The sequence below is a fragment of the Nesterenkonia sp. PF2B19 genome, from assembly GCF_001758425.2.
GTDB classification, from domain to species: Bacteria; Actinomycetota; Actinomycetes; order Actinomycetales; family Micrococcaceae; genus Nesterenkonia; species Nesterenkonia aethiopica.
Genome location: NZ_MDSS02000076.1, coordinates 1 through 15654 on the forward strand (window position 1 = coordinate 1; position 15654 = coordinate 15654).

Annotated in this window: 15 protein-coding genes; 3 read left to right on the forward strand and 12 right to left on the reverse strand. The window is 70.3% G+C overall.

Translation table 11 applies throughout. The features are described from left to right. The first annotated feature begins 411 nt into the window (after positions 1 to 411). Positions 412 to 1035 (forward strand): hypothetical protein, encoded by a 624-nt coding sequence (locus BCY76_RS15735; protein ID WP_139827846.1) that lies wholly within the window; start codon positions 412 to 414, stop codon positions 1033 to 1035. Between the two features lie 172 nt (positions 1036 to 1207). Here BCY76_RS15735 and BCY76_RS15740 read toward each other — a convergent pair whose 3' ends face one another. From BCY76_RS15740 to BCY76_RS15765, 6 genes are all read right to left on the reverse strand, one after another. Then, positions 1208 to 2341, reverse strand: coding sequence for an LLM class flavin-dependent oxidoreductase (locus BCY76_RS15740; protein WP_070159042.1), 1134 nt, complete (start codon positions 2339 to 2341; stop codon positions 1208 to 1210). Between the two features lie 1338 nt (positions 2342 to 3679). Continuing rightward, complete coding sequence (gene rplI, locus BCY76_RS15745; RefSeq protein WP_070159043.1) at positions 3680 to 4132, reverse strand: 50S ribosomal protein L9; 453 nt, start codon at positions 4130 to 4132, stop codon at positions 3680 to 3682. A 33-nt stretch (positions 4133 to 4165) separates the two neighbouring features. Then, on the reverse strand, positions 4166 to 4405 hold the full coding sequence (rpsR, locus tag BCY76_RS15750) for a 30S ribosomal protein S18 (RefSeq protein WP_070159044.1): 240 nt from the start codon (positions 4403 to 4405) through the stop codon (positions 4166 to 4168). 78 nt (positions 4406 to 4483) lie between these two features. Continuing rightward, positions 4484 to 5080, reverse strand: coding sequence for a single-stranded DNA-binding protein (locus tag BCY76_RS15755; protein ID WP_085437900.1), 597 nt, complete (start codon positions 5078 to 5080; stop codon positions 4484 to 4486). 63 nt (positions 5081 to 5143) lie between these two features. Further along, positions 5144 to 5443, reverse strand: a complete 300-nt coding sequence (gene rpsF, locus BCY76_RS15760) for a 30S ribosomal protein S6 (protein ID WP_070158535.1) — start codon at positions 5441 to 5443, stop codon at positions 5144 to 5146. 217 nt (positions 5444 to 5660) lie between these two features. Then, positions 5661 to 7007, reverse strand: coding sequence for a M18 family aminopeptidase (locus tag BCY76_RS15765; protein ID WP_085437901.1), 1347 nt, complete (start codon positions 7005 to 7007; stop codon positions 5661 to 5663). Between the two features lie 119 nt (positions 7008 to 7126). On the opposite strand from BCY76_RS15765, the gene BCY76_RS15770 reads away from it, so the two are divergent. Further along, a complete protein-coding gene (locus BCY76_RS15770; RefSeq protein WP_070158533.1) occupies positions 7127 to 8602 on the forward strand; it encodes a sodium:solute symporter family protein in 1476 nt (491 codons plus the stop codon). A 3-nt stretch (positions 8603 to 8605) separates the two neighbouring features. After that, positions 8606 to 9859 (forward strand): metal-dependent hydrolase family protein, encoded by a 1254-nt coding sequence (locus tag BCY76_RS15775; RefSeq protein ID WP_070158532.1) that lies wholly within the window; start codon positions 8606 to 8608, stop codon positions 9857 to 9859. A gap of 7 nt (positions 9860 to 9866) precedes the next feature. Here the strand turns inward: BCY76_RS15775 and BCY76_RS15780 are convergent, their stop codons facing one another. The 6 genes from BCY76_RS15780 to BCY76_RS15810 all read right to left on the reverse strand — a co-directional run. Continuing rightward, positions 9867 to 10739, reverse strand: a complete 873-nt coding sequence (locus tag BCY76_RS15780; protein WP_070158531.1) for a response regulator transcription factor — start codon at positions 10737 to 10739, stop codon at positions 9867 to 9869. Positions 10740 to 10842: 103 nt separating this feature from the next. Continuing rightward, complete coding sequence (locus BCY76_RS17765) at positions 10843 to 11292, reverse strand: hypothetical protein (RefSeq protein ID WP_139827847.1); 450 nt, start codon at positions 11290 to 11292, stop codon at positions 10843 to 10845. A gap of 8 nt (positions 11293 to 11300) precedes the next feature. Beyond that, positions 11301 to 12128: a sensor histidine kinase gene (locus BCY76_RS15795; protein ID WP_170922733.1), complete on the reverse strand. Its 828-nt coding sequence runs from the start codon at positions 12126 to 12128 to the stop codon at positions 11301 to 11303. Positions 12129 to 12288: 160 nt separating this feature from the next. After that, on the reverse strand, positions 12289 to 13212 hold the full coding sequence (locus tag BCY76_RS15800) for an ABC transporter permease subunit (RefSeq protein ID WP_070158530.1): 924 nt from the start codon (positions 13210 to 13212) through the stop codon (positions 12289 to 12291). A gap of 1 nt (position 13213) precedes the next feature. Continuing rightward, positions 13214 to 14266 (reverse strand): ABC transporter ATP-binding protein, encoded by a 1053-nt coding sequence (locus BCY76_RS15805; protein ID WP_083277224.1) that lies wholly within the window; start codon positions 14264 to 14266, stop codon positions 13214 to 13216. Positions 14267 to 14423: 157 nt separating this feature from the next. Then, the coding region (locus BCY76_RS15810) for a DUF418 domain-containing protein (protein ID WP_085437903.1) at positions 14424 to 15654 on the reverse strand (1231 nt) is incomplete at its 5' end.

A 15654-nucleotide genomic window follows, 5' to 3' on the forward strand; every position in this document is an offset into this window, starting at 1 on the left:
ATCAGCTGCGCTGCCGGGGCGCCGCGTCGCCCCGGCCGGCCCGACGGCCCCTGACGACGGCGTGCTCAGCGCCGAGGAGGTGCGCCAGGCCCTGCGCGCCCATTTCGACGCCGTCTGCGACCCGTTCGCCGCACCGTCGCACCGGCTGTGCCTGGTCGAGCCCACCGACGGCTCAGCGCCTCAGGTGATCATCGGCGCCGACCACTCCCATGTGGACGCCTGGTCGCTGCTGGTCATCATCCGGGACGTCACCGCCTGCCTGGCGGACCTGCAGGCGGGCCGGCCACCCGGGGAGACGCTGCCGACGGCGGAGCCTTCGCCGCCCACACCGCAGCCCTGGAGGCTCGGCCCGCGCCACCGGAGCCGCTGGTGGAACGGTGGCGGGAGATCCTCGACGCCGGGGGAGGCGTCATGCCCCGCTTCCCCCTGCCGCTGGGCGACCTGTCCCTCCCCCAGCCCGAGGTGGTGGAGGTCCGCGACGTCCTGGACCCCGACCAGCTGGCCCGCCTGGAGGCCCACGCCGTCACCCACGGGGTGCGGCTGATCTCCGTGGCGGTCTCGGTGATGACCGCGCTGTTCGCCGAGCTGGGCGACCAGCCGCTGCGCACCGTGTTCCCGGTGCACTCCCGGGATGAGCGGCGCTGGTTCGACTCCGTGGGCTGGTTCATCACCAATGCCGTGCTGGAGAACGACGACCCCTCTCTGGAGGCGAGCCACCGGGCCGTGAAGGAGGCCATCAGGCTGGGCAGCCAGCCGCTGGCCCCGATCATGCGGCCCTACGGCGGCATGCCGGCCGAGCCGGGGATGTTCGCCATGTCCTGGCTGGACCACCGCAGACTGCCGATCGCCGTCGACGAGGCTCTGCGTCCCCAGCATGTGAGCGCAGTGATCAGCACCGACGGGGTGATGATCTGGTTCGTGATCAACGAGACCGGCCTGCACCTGCGATGCCGATACCCGGACACTCCCCAGGCCCGGGCGAGCATGCCGGCCTGGCTGGACGCGCTCGAGACCCGACTGCGCGAGGCCGCCTGAGGCCAGCCCGTCTCCTCTCCAGCCGTTCCCTCCCCGTCCAGATCTCTGAGCCTCATGTCTCTGAGCCCCACGTCTCTGAGCCCCACGATCCATCATGGGGATCGGACATCGTGCCGGGACGAGCCGAGCCGGCAGCGCGGTCACCGGGGTGGTCGCCCGGCGTGCTGCTGCGTCAGCGTCCCGAGGCCTCGACGTCGTCCTTCTTCCCTCCGGGGATGGGGTCTCGCCCCTCCTCCCGACGCCGGACCAGCGAGGCATGCGTGGGCGGCTCGGGCGTGCCCTGGGGAGTCCGGGCCGCCACCTCGCGACGCAGCACGGGCACGACCTCCTCACCGAGCATCTCGACCTGCTCCAGCACGGTCTCCAGCGGCAGTCCCGCGTGGTCGATGAGGAACAGCTGACGCTGGTAGTCGCCTGCATACTCTCGGAAGCTCAGGGTCTTCTCGATGACCTGCTCCGGGGTGCCCACGGTCAACGGGGTCATCTCGGTGAACTCCTCCAGCGAGGGTCCGCCGCCGTAGACCGGCGCGTTGTCGAAGTAGGGCCGGAACTCCCGGACGGCATCCTGGGAGTTCCGGCGCATGAACACCTGGCCGCCCAGGCCCACGATGGCCTGCTCGGCAGATCCGTGGCCGTAGTGCTCGTACCGCTCCCGGTAGAGGTCCACCATCCGCCCGGTGTGCTCCTTGTTCCAGAAGATGTTGTTGTGGAAGAAGCCGTCGCCGTAGTAGGCGGCCTGCTCAGCGATCTCCGGGCTCCGGATGGAGCCGTGCCACACGAAGGGTGCGACGTCGTCGAGCGGGCGAGGCGTGGCCGTGAAGCCCTCCAACGGGGTGCGGTAGCGGCCCTGCCAGTCGACGGCGGCCTCCCGCCAGAGGCGGTGCAGCAGCGCGTAGTTCTCCACAGCCAGCGGGATGCCGGCGCGGATGTCCTTGCCGAACCAGGGGTAGACGGGGCCGGTGTTGCCCCGGCCCAACGTGAGGTCGATTCTCCCGTCGGCCAGATGCTGGACGTACGCGTAGTCCTCGGCGATCCGCACCGGGTCCGTGGTGGTGATCAGCGTGGTGGCCGTGGAGAGCAGGATGCGTTCGGTCTGCGCGGCGACGTGCGCCATGAAGATCGGCGGGTTCGCCGGGGCCACGAAGGGCGGATTGTGGTGCTGGCCGATGGCGAACACGTCGAGCCCGACCTCCTCGGCCTTCCGCGCGATGGCGACCGTGGCCTTGATCCGCTCATGCTCGGTGGGCGCGCGTCCGGTGGTGGGGTCGGGGGTGACATCGCCGATGCTGAAGACGCCGAACTGCATGTCCGCTCCTAGGGGGTCTGGAAGGCCACGGGTGGAAGGAGCCCGTCCGCCGTTATTTCAAAGTTGAATCTATTCACGGGCGGCAACGCCTCCGCCTCCCACGCTATTCCAGGACACCTCCCCCAGGCGACAGGCCAGGAGGGCCTGAACACCAGATGCCCCTGACGTGCAGGTATCTCACCCGCCGTCCCGCGAAGGCCCGCCATGCTGTGGAATCCTTGTGGAAAACCCCACGCAGAGAGCCCCATACACCCTGATGCGGCCGCACCACAAGCCCTGGAAGCGGCGGTAAGACCGCTCTCAAAAAAGTTGAATTCACAGGTGTGTCGCTACATCACCGCAGGTCAAAGCGCAATTGGCACCCACTGTGGAAAAGTATCCACAGAGTTCCCCCCAGGTTGTTCACAAGACACGCCGCACACTCCACACTTTATCCACAGGCTTGTCCGATCGGGGTATTGCTACTGACGAGAAGTCGCCATATGGTGTGAGGCGTCCCCCACTCGCAGGGCGGGTATTGGCTGGCTCCGTCGGCGCGCATCCGCCCACCTGCTGATCGGCCGACCTGATCGGATTCGAGCATCGGGCCAGGAACAGCTTCGCGGCCGGCTCGGGTTCACCACAGCCCGACCGACCAGCATGGACTCCTCTGTCGAGCGGGTCCGGTGATGACGGCAGCAATGTCATCATGCGAGTGGACGACGGAGGCCGCCCACGGGCGGCCTGCCGCATGACGGCTCTGCGCGGACCGCACGCGGGCGACGACGACGGCGACGTCCGCCGGATCCGTGTCGCACCGTCCAGGGATCGGGCGAGAACTGCATCGGATCGCCGGGAGACCGGCGCAGGGAAGGGAATCACGGCGCGGAGGCGACCGGACCTGCCCCACGGCCCGCCACAGGCGGCCGGGCGGCACCGGAGGTCGACCTCGCCGTCGTCGTGATTCTGCCGGACCCGGCGATCCGATCAGCTCGCCCCCGTGAGCGCGTCATCACACCAGGCGCCCCGCCCCCACTCCTCGCATCCCCGGTTGCTCTGCGCGTCCAGCCGGCCCACATCCCGCGTGCTCCCCATCCAGGAGTCACTTTCCCGTGCATGTCACCCTGGGTGACGCGCGCAAGCGCTGCGAGATGTGCCGGAGAATGACCCCTCGATCCGTACACCCCTCGATCCGAACACCCTGTGATCGGCGCGCCCCCAGGCTCGCGTGACCCCGCCCGGACACACGACAGGGCCCGGACACACGACAGGGCCCCGGGAGGATGTTCTCCCGGGGCCCTGTGGTGATGCGGTGTCCGTGGCTCGAGCCTCAGCGAGGCACGATACGGACTGCGCGGGTCACTTGGCGGCGACGACCTGCAGGTCGAGCGCGGCGGTGACGTCAGCGTGCAGCTTCACCGTGGCGGAGTAGCTGCCCACGGCCTTGATCCGCTCGGGGATCTCGACGGTGCGCTTGTCGATGGAGCCCAGACCGGCGGCCTCGACGGCCTCGGCGATCTGCGCGGCACCCACGGTGCCGAACAGGCGACCGGACTCCCCGGTCTTCACGCCGATCTTCACCGGCTGCGACTGCAGCTTCTCAGCGATCGCCTGCGCCTCCTCGACGGTGGCGATCTCGCGAGCCTTGCGAGCGGCGCGGATACGCTCCACGTCCTTCTCGCCGCCCTTGGTCCACGTCAGCGCGTAGCCACGCGGCAGCAGGTAGTTGCGCGCGTAGCCGTCCTTGACCTCGACGATGTCGCCCGCGGCACCCAGACCGGACACTTCCTGCGTCAGGATGAGCTTTGCCATTGGTGTGTTCCTTTCCTTCCCAGACAGCCTGGATCAGCCGCGACCCGCGCCGGAGTACGGCAGCAGAGCCATCTCACGAGCATTCTTGATCGCCTGGGCGATCTTGCGCTGCTCCTGGACGGACACGCCGGTCACGCGGCGAGCACGGATCTTGCCTCGGTCGGAGATGAACTTCCGCAGCAGGGCGGTGTCCTTGTAGTCGATGACCTTGATGTCAGCAGCCTTCAGCGGGTTCGCCTTGGGCTTGGGCTTCTTGAGTTCAGCCTTTGCCATCGTGGTGCTCCTTCTCTAGATCGGAGCCCGCAGGTGCTTCCTGCGGGATGGTGAACAGGATTATGTGGTGGGCCTTCCTCAGAAGGGAGGCTCGTTGGTGTCAGGAGTGTCCCAGCCGCCGCCGGAGGGCTGTCCGCCCCACGGGTCGGAGGAGCCGCCGCCGGAGTCGCCGCCCCAGCCGCCGGAGCTCTGCTGGCCGCCGCCGCCACCGCCGAAGGAGTCTCCCCCTCCGCCGAAGCCGGCACCTGCCGCAGCACCGCCGCCGAAGCCGCCACCGCCGCCGCCATTGAATCCTCCGCCGCCGCCACCGCGGCCCTGACGCTGCACGCTCGCCGTGGCGAAGCGCAGCGACGGACCGATCTCGTCGACGTCGAGCTCCCAGGAGGTGCGACGCTCGCCCTCCTTGGTCTCGAAGGAGCGTGCCTTCAGGCGACCCTGGGCGATCACCCGGGTGCCTTTGGTCAGCGACTCGGCCGCATTCTCGGCCGCCTCACGCCACAGCGAGCAGCGGACGAAGAGAGTCTCTCCGTCCTTCCACTCGTTCGCCTGACGGTCGAAGAACCGGGGCGTGGACGCGATCACGAAGTTCGACACGGCCGCACCCGAGGGGGTGAAGCGCAGCTCCGGGTCAGCGGTCAGGTTCCCGACAACAGTGATGATGGTCTCGCCGGCCATGTACAGCTCCTCCTGGGTTCATGCCTGACAGGGTTCGGGCCTGACGGCCCGTCCACCGGAGGATCAGGCGATGCGCTGGTCCTCGGGGCGGATGATCTTGGTGCGCATGATCGTCTCGTTCAGGCGCAGCAGTCGGTCGAGCTCGGCAGCCGAGTCGGGCGTGGAGTGGAAGTTCACGACGGCGTAGATCGCCTCGTTCTTCTTCTTGATCTCGTAGGCCAGGCGACGACGTCCCCAGACGTCGATCTCCTCCACGGAGCCGCCGTCCTTCTTGACGATCTCCATGTACTTGCCGAGAGTCGGCTCCACAGTGCGCTCATCAACCTCGGGGTCGACGAGCACCATCAGTTCGTAGTGACGCATGTGTGAACCCACCTCCTTCGGTCTTGCGGTCACGGGCTTTCCGTAACAGGAGGTTCATTGCATCGTGCGTATCTGCGCGGCCCAGTTCCGACGACCGGGAGTCCCGGTGTCGACCCGCAGGCGGGCACACTGAACCAGCGTCAGACAACCTGCCCTATGCTACCGGCTTTGCGTCTCCGACACTAACCGACCCCTCCGACAGGAGGAACGGCCGCGTTCACACCGTCAGCTCGGCCGTGAAGAAGGCCGCCGCCGCGTCACGCAGATGAGCGACGTCGTCGACCCCGCACATCTCCCGGGCCGAGTGCATGGACAGCAGCGGGATCCCGACGTCGACGGTGCGGATCCCCAGCCGCGTGGCGGTGATGGGGCCGATCGTCGAGCCGCAGGGGACGTCGTTGTGGGAGACGAACTCCTGGCTGGGGATGTCCGCGGCCCGGCACACCTGCGCCCACATGGCCGCCCCCGGGGCGTCGGTGGTGTAGCGCTGGTTGGCGTTGATCTTCAGCAACGGACCGGCATTGGGCAGCGGGCGGTTGGCCGGGTCGTGACGCTCCGCATAGTTCGGGTGCACCGCATGGCCGGCGTCCGAGGACAGGTGCCAAGAGGCGGCGAAGGCTCGGGCCCGCTGGCCCGCGCTCGCGCCCAGCCCTTCGTAGACGCGGTCCAGGACCTCCTCCAGGAGCGGACCCGCGGCGCCGGAGCGGGAGGCGGATCCCAGCTCCTCATGGTCGAAGGCCGCGAGCATCGGGATCACCGCGCCGCCGTCGGCGGAGGACGCCACCTGCTCCAGCGCGACGAGCCCCGCGTGGACGGAGGAGAGGTTGTCCAGCCGGCCGGAGGCGAAGAACTCCCCGGCCCCGTCGCGCCCGGCGCCGAAACGCGCCGGTGCCTGGGCGTCGGCGACGACGACGTCGACGCCGTCGACCTCATCCGCCGCGACGCCAGCGGCCTCGGCCACCACGGCCAGCACGTCCGCCGCCGCGGCAGCCTCCGACGAGCCGGCCAGGCCCAGGATCGGAGCGGTGTGCTCCTGCCTGCCGAGCGTGAGCCCGTCATTGACCTTCCGATCCAGGTGGATGGCCAGCTGCGGGATGCGCGCCACCGGGCCCGTGGCGGCCAGATGGGTGGCGCCGTCGCGGGTGACGAGCCGCCCCGCCAGGCGCAGCTCCCGGTCCAGCCAGGAGTTCAGCAGCGGGCCCCCGTAGACCTCCATGCCGGCCTGCACCCAGCCGTGGCTGACCACGGTGGACTTCGGCTTCAGCTTGAACCCCGGGGAGTCGGTGTGCGCACCGAGGATGCGCAGCGGCGTGGTGGCGTCCGCCCCCTCCGGGACCACCCAGGCCAGCACCGCGCCGTCGCGGACCACCACGTACCGGCCGGGGGCGGCGGGCCAGTCCTGGTGCTCGCCGAGCTGGGTGAATCCCGCCTGCACCAGGCGCCGGGCCGCCGTCACGGCGGCGTGATACGACGACGGCGAGGCGGTCACGTAGCCGGCGAGGTCGTCGAGGAGCGCGTCGCCGGTGAGGGCGGTGGTCTGCGGGGTGGAGGAGGTCTCAGGCATGACCTCATCCTACTGTTCGGTCGGGAAACCTGTCCGACCATCGGGGCGTGTGCTGTGCCCTTCGCCAGGAATGCTCGCCTACAGTCGGCAGTGACGACGACCACTGCTGAGGAGGGGCCGTGAACCTGGTCCACGTGAGCATCCTGATCCTGTACCTGCTGGGCCTCATCGCCACCGGCATCTGGTTCAGCCGATCCAAGAAGATCTCCACCGGGGATGACTTCATCTTCGCGGGACGCCAGCTGCCGACGGTGGTCATGGTGGGGACGCTGGTGGCCACCTGGGTCGGCTCCGGAACCATCATCGGCGGCGCCAGCTTCGTCTACAGCTACGGCCCGCTGGCCTCCCTGATCTTCTTCGCGGGCACCCCGCTGGGCATCCTGGTGCTCTACGTGCTGGCCCGCCGGATCAGGGTCGCCGGGTCCTACACGGTGCCGCAGATCCTGGAGATGCGCTTCGGGATCTCGGTGCGGATGCTCGCCGCGGCGATCACCATCCTCGCCTACATCGGGATCGTGGCCTATCAGTTCACCGGCGGCGGCAGCATCATCGCTCTGGTGACCGGGCTGACGCCCGGCCAGGGCGCGATCATCGCCACCTTGATCATCACCTTCCTGGCGCTCGGCGGCGGGCTGAAGTCCGTGGCCTGGTCCGACTTCTTCTCCGCGGCGATCATCGTCACCGGGCTGCTCATCGCCGTGCCCCTGGTGCTGGGGCACACCGACGGCTTCACCGGCTGGTGGGAGAACCTGCCCGAGGACGCCACCACGTTCTCCGGCGGGCTGAGTGCCCTGGCGCTGCTGGGCTACTTCCTGCCGACCTTCCTGCTCATCATCGCCGATCAGAACATGTATCAGCGGCTGGGTGCCTCCAAGGATCCGGCCGCGGCCCGGCACGCCATGGCGGGCATGTTCTTCGCCTCCTTCCTGATCTACTTCCCCGTGATCGTCCTGGCCACCGCGGCGATCACGCTGCTGCCCGACGGCGACCCGGGCGACGCGGTCCTCGGGCTCGCCTCGGCGGGGCTCATGCCGACCGTGCTGGGCGGGCTCATCCTCGCCAGCGCGCTGGCGTTCATCATCACCACCGGATCCAGCTTCCTGCTCTCCGTGGGCAGCAACATCGTCTACGACGGCTTCGCCCGCTTCTCCCGCGGCGAGCTCTCGGACCGGCGTCGGATCGTGACCCACCGGCTCACCATCTTGGTGATCGCCGTGCTGGCCTATGTGCTGGGGACGTTCTTCCCCACCGTGCTGGAGCTGCAGATGTACTCCTACACCGTCTACGGCGTGGCTCTGGTGCCCCCACTGATGGCGGCCTTCTTCTGGCGGCGGGCCACCACACCCGCGGTGCTGACCTCCATGGGTCTCGGGGTGCTGGTCACCATCGGCTGGGAGCAGCTGGCCGACAGCGAGCTCAACGCCGTCATCGTCTCGCTGCCGGCCGCCGTCGTCGCCCTGGTGGTGGTCAGCCTCGTGACCACGCCGCGCGCGGAGGCCCTGCCGGATGAGCTGGCCGACGCCGAACCCGGCGGCTCCGGCCCCGACGCCCCGGACTCCGGCACCACCGACCCGTCCACCCGCAAGGAGCCCTGACCGATGACCGATCTTCCCGCCGCCGCTCCCGGATCGACCCCGCTGGTCATCCGTGACGCCACCGTGGCCGACGTCGCGGCCGGGTCCCTCACGGAGAACCAGACGCTGGTGCTGGCCGAGGGACTCATCCAGGACATCGGCTCCGCCCCGGACCTGCCCTCCGACGCTCGGGAGGTCTCCGCCGGGGGCCGCATCGTCATCCCCGGCCTCATCGACGCCCACGTGCACGTGCTGGCCGGCACCGCCGACCTGTTCCGCCAGGCGGAGGAGTCGCCGTTCTACGTGGGCGCCCGAGGGTCGCAGATCATGCGCTCCATGCTGCGGCGCGGCTTCACCACGGTCCGCGACGTCGGCGGGGCCGACCACGGCGTCAGCCGTGCCGTGGCTGAAGGGCTCTGGGAAGGTCCCCGGGTGGTGTTCGGCGGCCGGGCGCTGTCACCCACCGGGGGACACGGCGACGGACGCGCTCCCAGCCGTTTCGCCTCGGACGACACCTGCTGCGACATCGGGCTGGTCTGCGACGGCGAGTCGGAGGTCCGCCGTGCGGCCCGCCACCAGCTCCGCACCGGAGCCCACCACGTGAAGATCATGCTCTCCGGAGGCGTGGCCTCCCCCACCGACCGAGTGGACTCCCTGCAGTTCAGCGACTCCGAGATCACGGCCGTGGTGGAGGAGGCCGAGGCCGCGAACCGCTATGTGGCCGGGCACGCCTACACCGCGCGCGCCGTGAACCGCGGGCTGCGGCTGGGCGTGCGCAGCATCGAACACGGCAACCTCATCGACGACGACTCCGTGGAGCTCTTCCGAGCCCATTCCGCCTTCCTGGTGCCCACGCTGGTGACCTACGACCGGCTGAAGGCCGAAGGCGCCGCGGCAGGGCTTCCCCCGGCGAGCCAGGAGAAGGTCGACGTCGTCCTCGAGGCGGGTCTGCGTGCCTTGGAGAGGGCGTGGCGCGGCGGTGTGGACGTCGTCTTCGGCACGGACCTGCTGGGGGCGATGCATCCGCATCAGTGCGCGGAGTTCCGCATCCGTGGGGAGGTGATGCCGGCTCGGGACGTGCTGCTCTCCGCCACCGAGACGGCGGCCCGCCTGCTGAACGCCGAAGGGCGCCTGGGCGTCCTGGCTCCCGGTGCGGCCGCCGACCTGCTGGTGGTCGACGGGGACCCCCTGCAGGACCCGGGCGTGCTCGCCGACCCGGACCGTCACCTGCGAGCGGTGGTGCAGGCCGGCCGGCTCGTCACCTCCTCGCTGCCCTGAGCCGGACTCAGCCCACCAGGCCGGTCTGGTACGCGTAGACCACGGCCTGGACCCGGTCGCGCAGCTGCAGCTTGGTGAGGATGCGGCGCACGTGGGTCTTCACCGTGGCCTCGGAGAGGAAGAACCGACCGGCGATCTCCGCGTTGGACAGCCCTTCCGCGACGGCGAAGAGCACCTCGGTCTCGCGCTGGGTGAGCGGCTCGCGCACCACGCCGTCGTCGAGGGCCGCGGCGATCTGCTCGCCGGTGGGTCGCTCACCGCCGGACTGCCCACCCCCGGACTGCTGAGTGGCGGACTGCTGGGTGCCGGACTGCTGGGGAGCCGCGCTCGACGAGGCGACGGGCGGGGAAGCCGGCCCCTGCTGGGACGCGGCCGGTGAGCCGTCGTCGGACCCAGCAGGCCGGCGCACGTAGGTCTCCAGCAGCCGCTGGGTGATGCGGGGCGCGACGACGGCGTCGCCTTCGGCCACCACCCGCACGGCGCCCACCAGGTCCTCCGGGGCGACGTCCTTGAGCAGGAAGGCGCTGGCGCCGGCCTGCAGCCCGGAGAAGGCGTACTCATCCAGGTCGAAGGTGGTCAGGATGATCACTCGGGCGCAGGGGTGGTCGGAGACGATCCGTCCGGTGGCCTCGATGCCGTCCATGCGCGGCATGCGCACATCCATCAGGACCACCTGCGGGAGCTGCTCCTCCGGCAGGGTGCGCATCAGCTCCAAGGCCTCGACGCCGTCGGCGGCCTCCGCGACCACCTCCAGGTCCTCCTCGCCCTCCAGGATGAGGCGGAACCCCATGCGCAGCAGGTGCTGGTCGTCCACCAGCATCACCCGCACCGGCCCGGTCCGCTCGGTGGCCTGCTCGAGCGCGTCAGCGTGCTGATCCATCCTGCTCCTCATCCTCGGTGCCCCTCATTCTCCGCGCCGCTCGTCCGCGGCGCCCCTCATCACGGTCATTCCCCCACGGCGACGGCCCGTCCGTCCAGTCTCCTCAGCCGGACTCGCCGGACGCCCATGACGGCGTCGAGGAGCTCGGCGGCGGCTCCAGCACCGCGCGGACCATCCATCCACGATGCCGGCCGGGCCCGGCATAGACGGACCCGTTGTAGAAGGCCGCCCGTTCGTTCATCCCTCGCACCCCCTGGCCCGAGCCCACCGAGGGGGCCCGGTGGCCCACCTCCGGGGAGAGGCCGTCGTCGGTGATGGTGAGGACCACCTGCCCGGCGCTGCTCATCCCCAGCGCCGCCTGCTCCTGCTCGTCCAGACCCTGGGCGCGCAGCTCCTCGACCTCCTCGGCGGTGCGGCCCGGCTGGTGCTCGATCCGGACCTCCACCGCGCTGACCTGCCGACCATAGCGCAGCACGTTGGTCAGCGACTCCTGGATGATCCGGTGCACCGTGAGTCCGAAGGCGGCATCGTCGGGCAGCGGCGGACCCTGCATGGTGACCGTCAGGGGGAGTCCCGCCTGCCGGAAGCCTCGTAGAGCTCTTCCAGGGACTCCTGCGCCGGACGCAGCGCCTGATCCACGCCGTCGCCCTGCTTGAGGACCCCGATGACCCGGCGCATGTCCGCCAGGGCGGTGCGGCCGGTGCTGGACACCTCGTGGAGGACCTCGGCGGCCCGCTCGGGGTCCCGGCGGACCACCACCCGGGCGCCGTCGGCCAGGGAGATCATCACCGACAACGAATGGGCCACCACGTCATGCATCTCCCGGGCGATCCGGTTGCGCTCGGCGACCTGCGCCAGCTGACGGGTGTGACCGGCCCACTCGAGGATCTCCCGCTCATGGCTGCGTCCGCGACGCACCGCGGCTCCGATGCCCGCGGCGATCCCCGCGGAGAGCACCATGATGATCACCAGCGGCACGAGAGACTCCTGCGGGGAGGAGTAGACGCCGAAGACCTCCTCCCAGTAGTTGAACTCATAGCGGTCCAGCCAGGCGTCCACCCGCAGCAGAGGGAGGTAGGCCGCCAGGGTGGCGGGCAGCCCGACACCGAGACCCCAGGTCAGACCCCGGTGCAGACCGATGCAGTACACGACGAAGCACAGGCCCAGCATCTGGGAGCCCTGCCAGGGGTAGATGAAGACCCCGGCCGCCTCGCCGAGCATCACCACCGCGGCGGTCCCCAGCGGCCACCGGTGGCGGAACAGCAGGACGACGGCGATGATCACCTGGACCACACCCACCCACCAGCCGTGCGCGCCCATGTCGATGAACGCGCTGGGCAGGGTCCAGGCCGAGAACAGCAGGTAGATCGCGGAGACGACGACGTTCATCGTCCGGGGGTGACGTCGGAACCAGCCGCGCATCCCCCGGCGGCGGACCAGGCCGAGGTCCTGCCACCCGGGGGGCTGCTCGGCGGGCGTCTCCGGGGCGGCGTCGTGCTCATGGTCTCGAGCCTACGCGTCCATGCAGTCGGCACAGGGTGCCTGTGCCTCAAGCATCACGACGCCGGAACAGCAGGCCGCCGGCGACCGTCGCCGCCGCCGTCCAGGCCACCATCCCCAGGCCCGCGGTCAGGGTGCTCATCTGGTCGGAGAGCTGCGGGTCGGGCACGGTGAAGCTGGTCATCAGGTTCGCGAACTGCCACCGGTGCAGGGTCTCGATCAGCGCGGAGTCCCCGGCCATCGCCAGGAGGATCTCCAGGGACATCGGGAGCACGAACAGCAGGATCGCCAGGGTGACGATCCCTCCGGCCGTGCTGCGCAGCACCGCACCGAGCCCGAAACCGATGAGACCGGCCAGCACGACGCCGACCCAGTGGGTGATGAGCCGATGCCAGGTCTCGCCGGCGGTGAGATCCGGCGCCAGCCCGTGGGTGGCGGCGGTGGGCACCGCGATCAGCAGGATCCCGAGGATCAGCACCGCGGTGAGGACACCGAGCACGAGCGCCACGGCGAGACCCTTGGCCGTGTACAGCAGGGTCCGCCGCGGCACGGCGGCCAGTGAGGAGCGCAGGGAACCGGTGGCGTGCTCCGAGGTGATCGCGATGACGCCGATGCAGCCGACTAGGATGGCGGCGAAGGCCAGACCGGTCAGCGGAGTCTCGAGGGCCATGTCGCGCATGACCCGCTCGGGAGGGGCGGAGAGCGGGTCCTCCTGCTGCCAGCGGAGCATGCTGCTGAGGCTGATGGCGGAGATCCAGGCGAAGAGCAGCACCAGGAGCAGGGCCCCGACGCCGAGCCACCAGGCCGCCCGCATCGTGAGGATCTTCTGCAGCTCGGAGCTCAGCACCCGGAGGAGGCTGAGGCCCTTCAGGGTGGGGTCGACGTCGTGCTGGCGTCGGGTGGGCCGCGGGGCCGTGCCGTTGGCGGTGTTGAGACGTGGGTTCTGGGCGGCGGCGGAGGTCTCCGGGGTCATGTCAGTGCTCTCCGTCCTGCTCGGCGGTTCGGTCCGCCGTCGCGGGACCGGTGAGGGCCGGGCTTGTGAGGGCCGGAACTGTGCCGGCCGCATTCGTGGCGCCCGGGCTTGCGGCGGCCGGCTTGGAGGGGGTGAGGCCGCCGCTGCGGTGCTCCACGGCGTCGTGGGTCAGCCGGAGGTAGGACTCCTCCAGGGAGGTGCGCAGCGGGGTGAGCTCATGCAGCGCCGCGCTGATCTCGCGGGCGCGCCGGCCGATGGTCCGCGCGTCGAGCCCGACGACCTCGAAGGTCTCGGCGTCATGGGCGGTGACGGTGACATCCTCCGCCGAGAGCGCCGTCATCAGCTCAGTGGCGTCTTCGCTGCGCACCAGCACCCTGGTCCCGCCGGCGGCGTCGATGAAGTCCGCCAGGGGCATGTCGGCCAGAATGCGGCCCCGGCCGAGCACGATCAGGTGGTCGGCGGTCTGCGACATCTCCGACATCAGGTGGGAGGACAGCAGCACAGTGCGGCCCTCGGCGGCGAGCTGCCGGGCTAGCTGCCGGACCCAGCGCACCCCTTCGGGGTCGAGCCCGTTGACGGGCTCGTCGAAGATCAGGGTGGCAGGGTCACCCAGCAGCGCGGCACCGATGCCGAGACGCTGATTCATCCCCAGGGAGTAGCCCTTCACCCGACGGTCGGCCACCGAGCCCAGTCCAGTCATCTCGATGACCTCGTCCACACGGCGTCGGGCGATCCCGTGCGTGCTGGCCAGCACTCGCAGATGCTGGCGACCCGTGCGACCCGGGTGGGTGGCGCCGGCGTCGAGCACCGCGCCGACCTGACGCAGCGGGGCGGCATGCCGTCCGACGGGGAGGCCGTTGACGGTGATGCTGCCCGAGGTCGGCCGGTCCAACCCCATGGCCAGGCGCATGGTGGTGGTCTTGCCCGCCCCGTTGGGGCCCAGGAACCCGGTCACCCGTCCGGGCTCGGCGGTGAAGCTGATGGCGTCCACGGCCCGGTGAGGTCCGGACCGTCCGGCCCGATACACCTTGGTCAGCGCCTCGGCGGTGATCATCGGGACCCTCCCTGATGGTGGTGATGGTGTCCCTCACGCTACGGGCCGGTGGGCTGGCAGGCTTCAGCCTGTGGGGTGATCTTCTGCGTCTCCGGTCCGCGACGACGGCGGGCGGGTCATCCTTCCGGCTGAGGGGACCTCCGTGGGCCGCGCCGCCTCACCGCCAGCGGGGAGCCCGGCCGTAGGTGATCGCCCGCAGCGGGGCCTCGAGCGGCCCGGTGCGGAAGCCGGCCATCCAGAACCGGGAGAGCAGCAGCTGGACGGCCCACAGCCCGAGCACGATCACGCCGATCTGCAGCGCGGTGAGCTCACCGGCCAGGCCGAGGCCCAGCGCGGAGAACACCACGGCGAGCACCAGCGACTGGCCGAGGTAGTTGGTCAGCGACATGCGTCCGGCGGGAGCCAGGGCGGCGGTGAGCCAGCCGAAGGCCGGGCTGCGGAAGACCAGCAGCGCGAGGATCACGTAGCCCAAGGACTGGACCGGCCCGCCGGCCAGGGTGAGGGCCTGGGCCAGGAGCATCACTCCCATGCCGGGTTCTTCCGTGGGCACCGACCCCGGGGCACCCCAATCGATCCAGGCCGCAGCCCCGGAGATCAGCAGGCCCACCACCAGTGCAGGCAGCATGATCGCCACCAGGCGGCCGGTCGGCACGTCCCGGCCGACGATGCGCTCCAACAGCTGCGAGCGCCCCACCACCAGTCCGATGAGGAACGCGGCGAAGGCCATCAGCCCCTGCCCGAAGATGATCATGGGAGCCATGGTGGCGTAGGCCTCCAGCTGGAAGCCCAGATACGAGCCGATGGTCCCGGTGTAGGCGGCGACGGCGGCGTCGGCGTCACCGGGCAGCGTCATAGCCTCGTCGAAGCCGGGGGTCCCTTCGGCCAGCAGCACCAGCGCCGCGATGCCGAACAGGAACAGGGTGACCGCCCCGTAGAGCACGCCGGCGACGATCAGCGCGGTGCGGGTGCGCACCCGCCGCATGCCCAGCAGCGCGAAGCCCAGCAGCGCGTAGGCCAGCAGGATGTCGCCGACGAAGAGGAAGATGCCGTGCAGGACACCGAGCACGGCCAGCATGACGAAACGGCGCACCGAGCGGCCCACTTCGGAGACCCCGGCCCGGTGGGCCGAGGCCCACTGCATCACGAAGGACAGCCCGAAGAGGAAGGAGAAGACCACATAGGACTTCGCCTCGAAGAGCAGTGTGGCGGTGAAGGCCGCCAGCTGGTCGCCGGGGCCCTGGATCTCCCGGTGGAACTCGCCGGTGGTCAGCTGCCCGGGCTCCGCGAAGAACCAGATGTTGACCGCCAGGATGCCCAGCAGCGCCACGGCTCGCAGGGCGTCGACGGCGACGAGCCGCGGCGGCCGTGCCGGCTGGGCGGGCTCACCG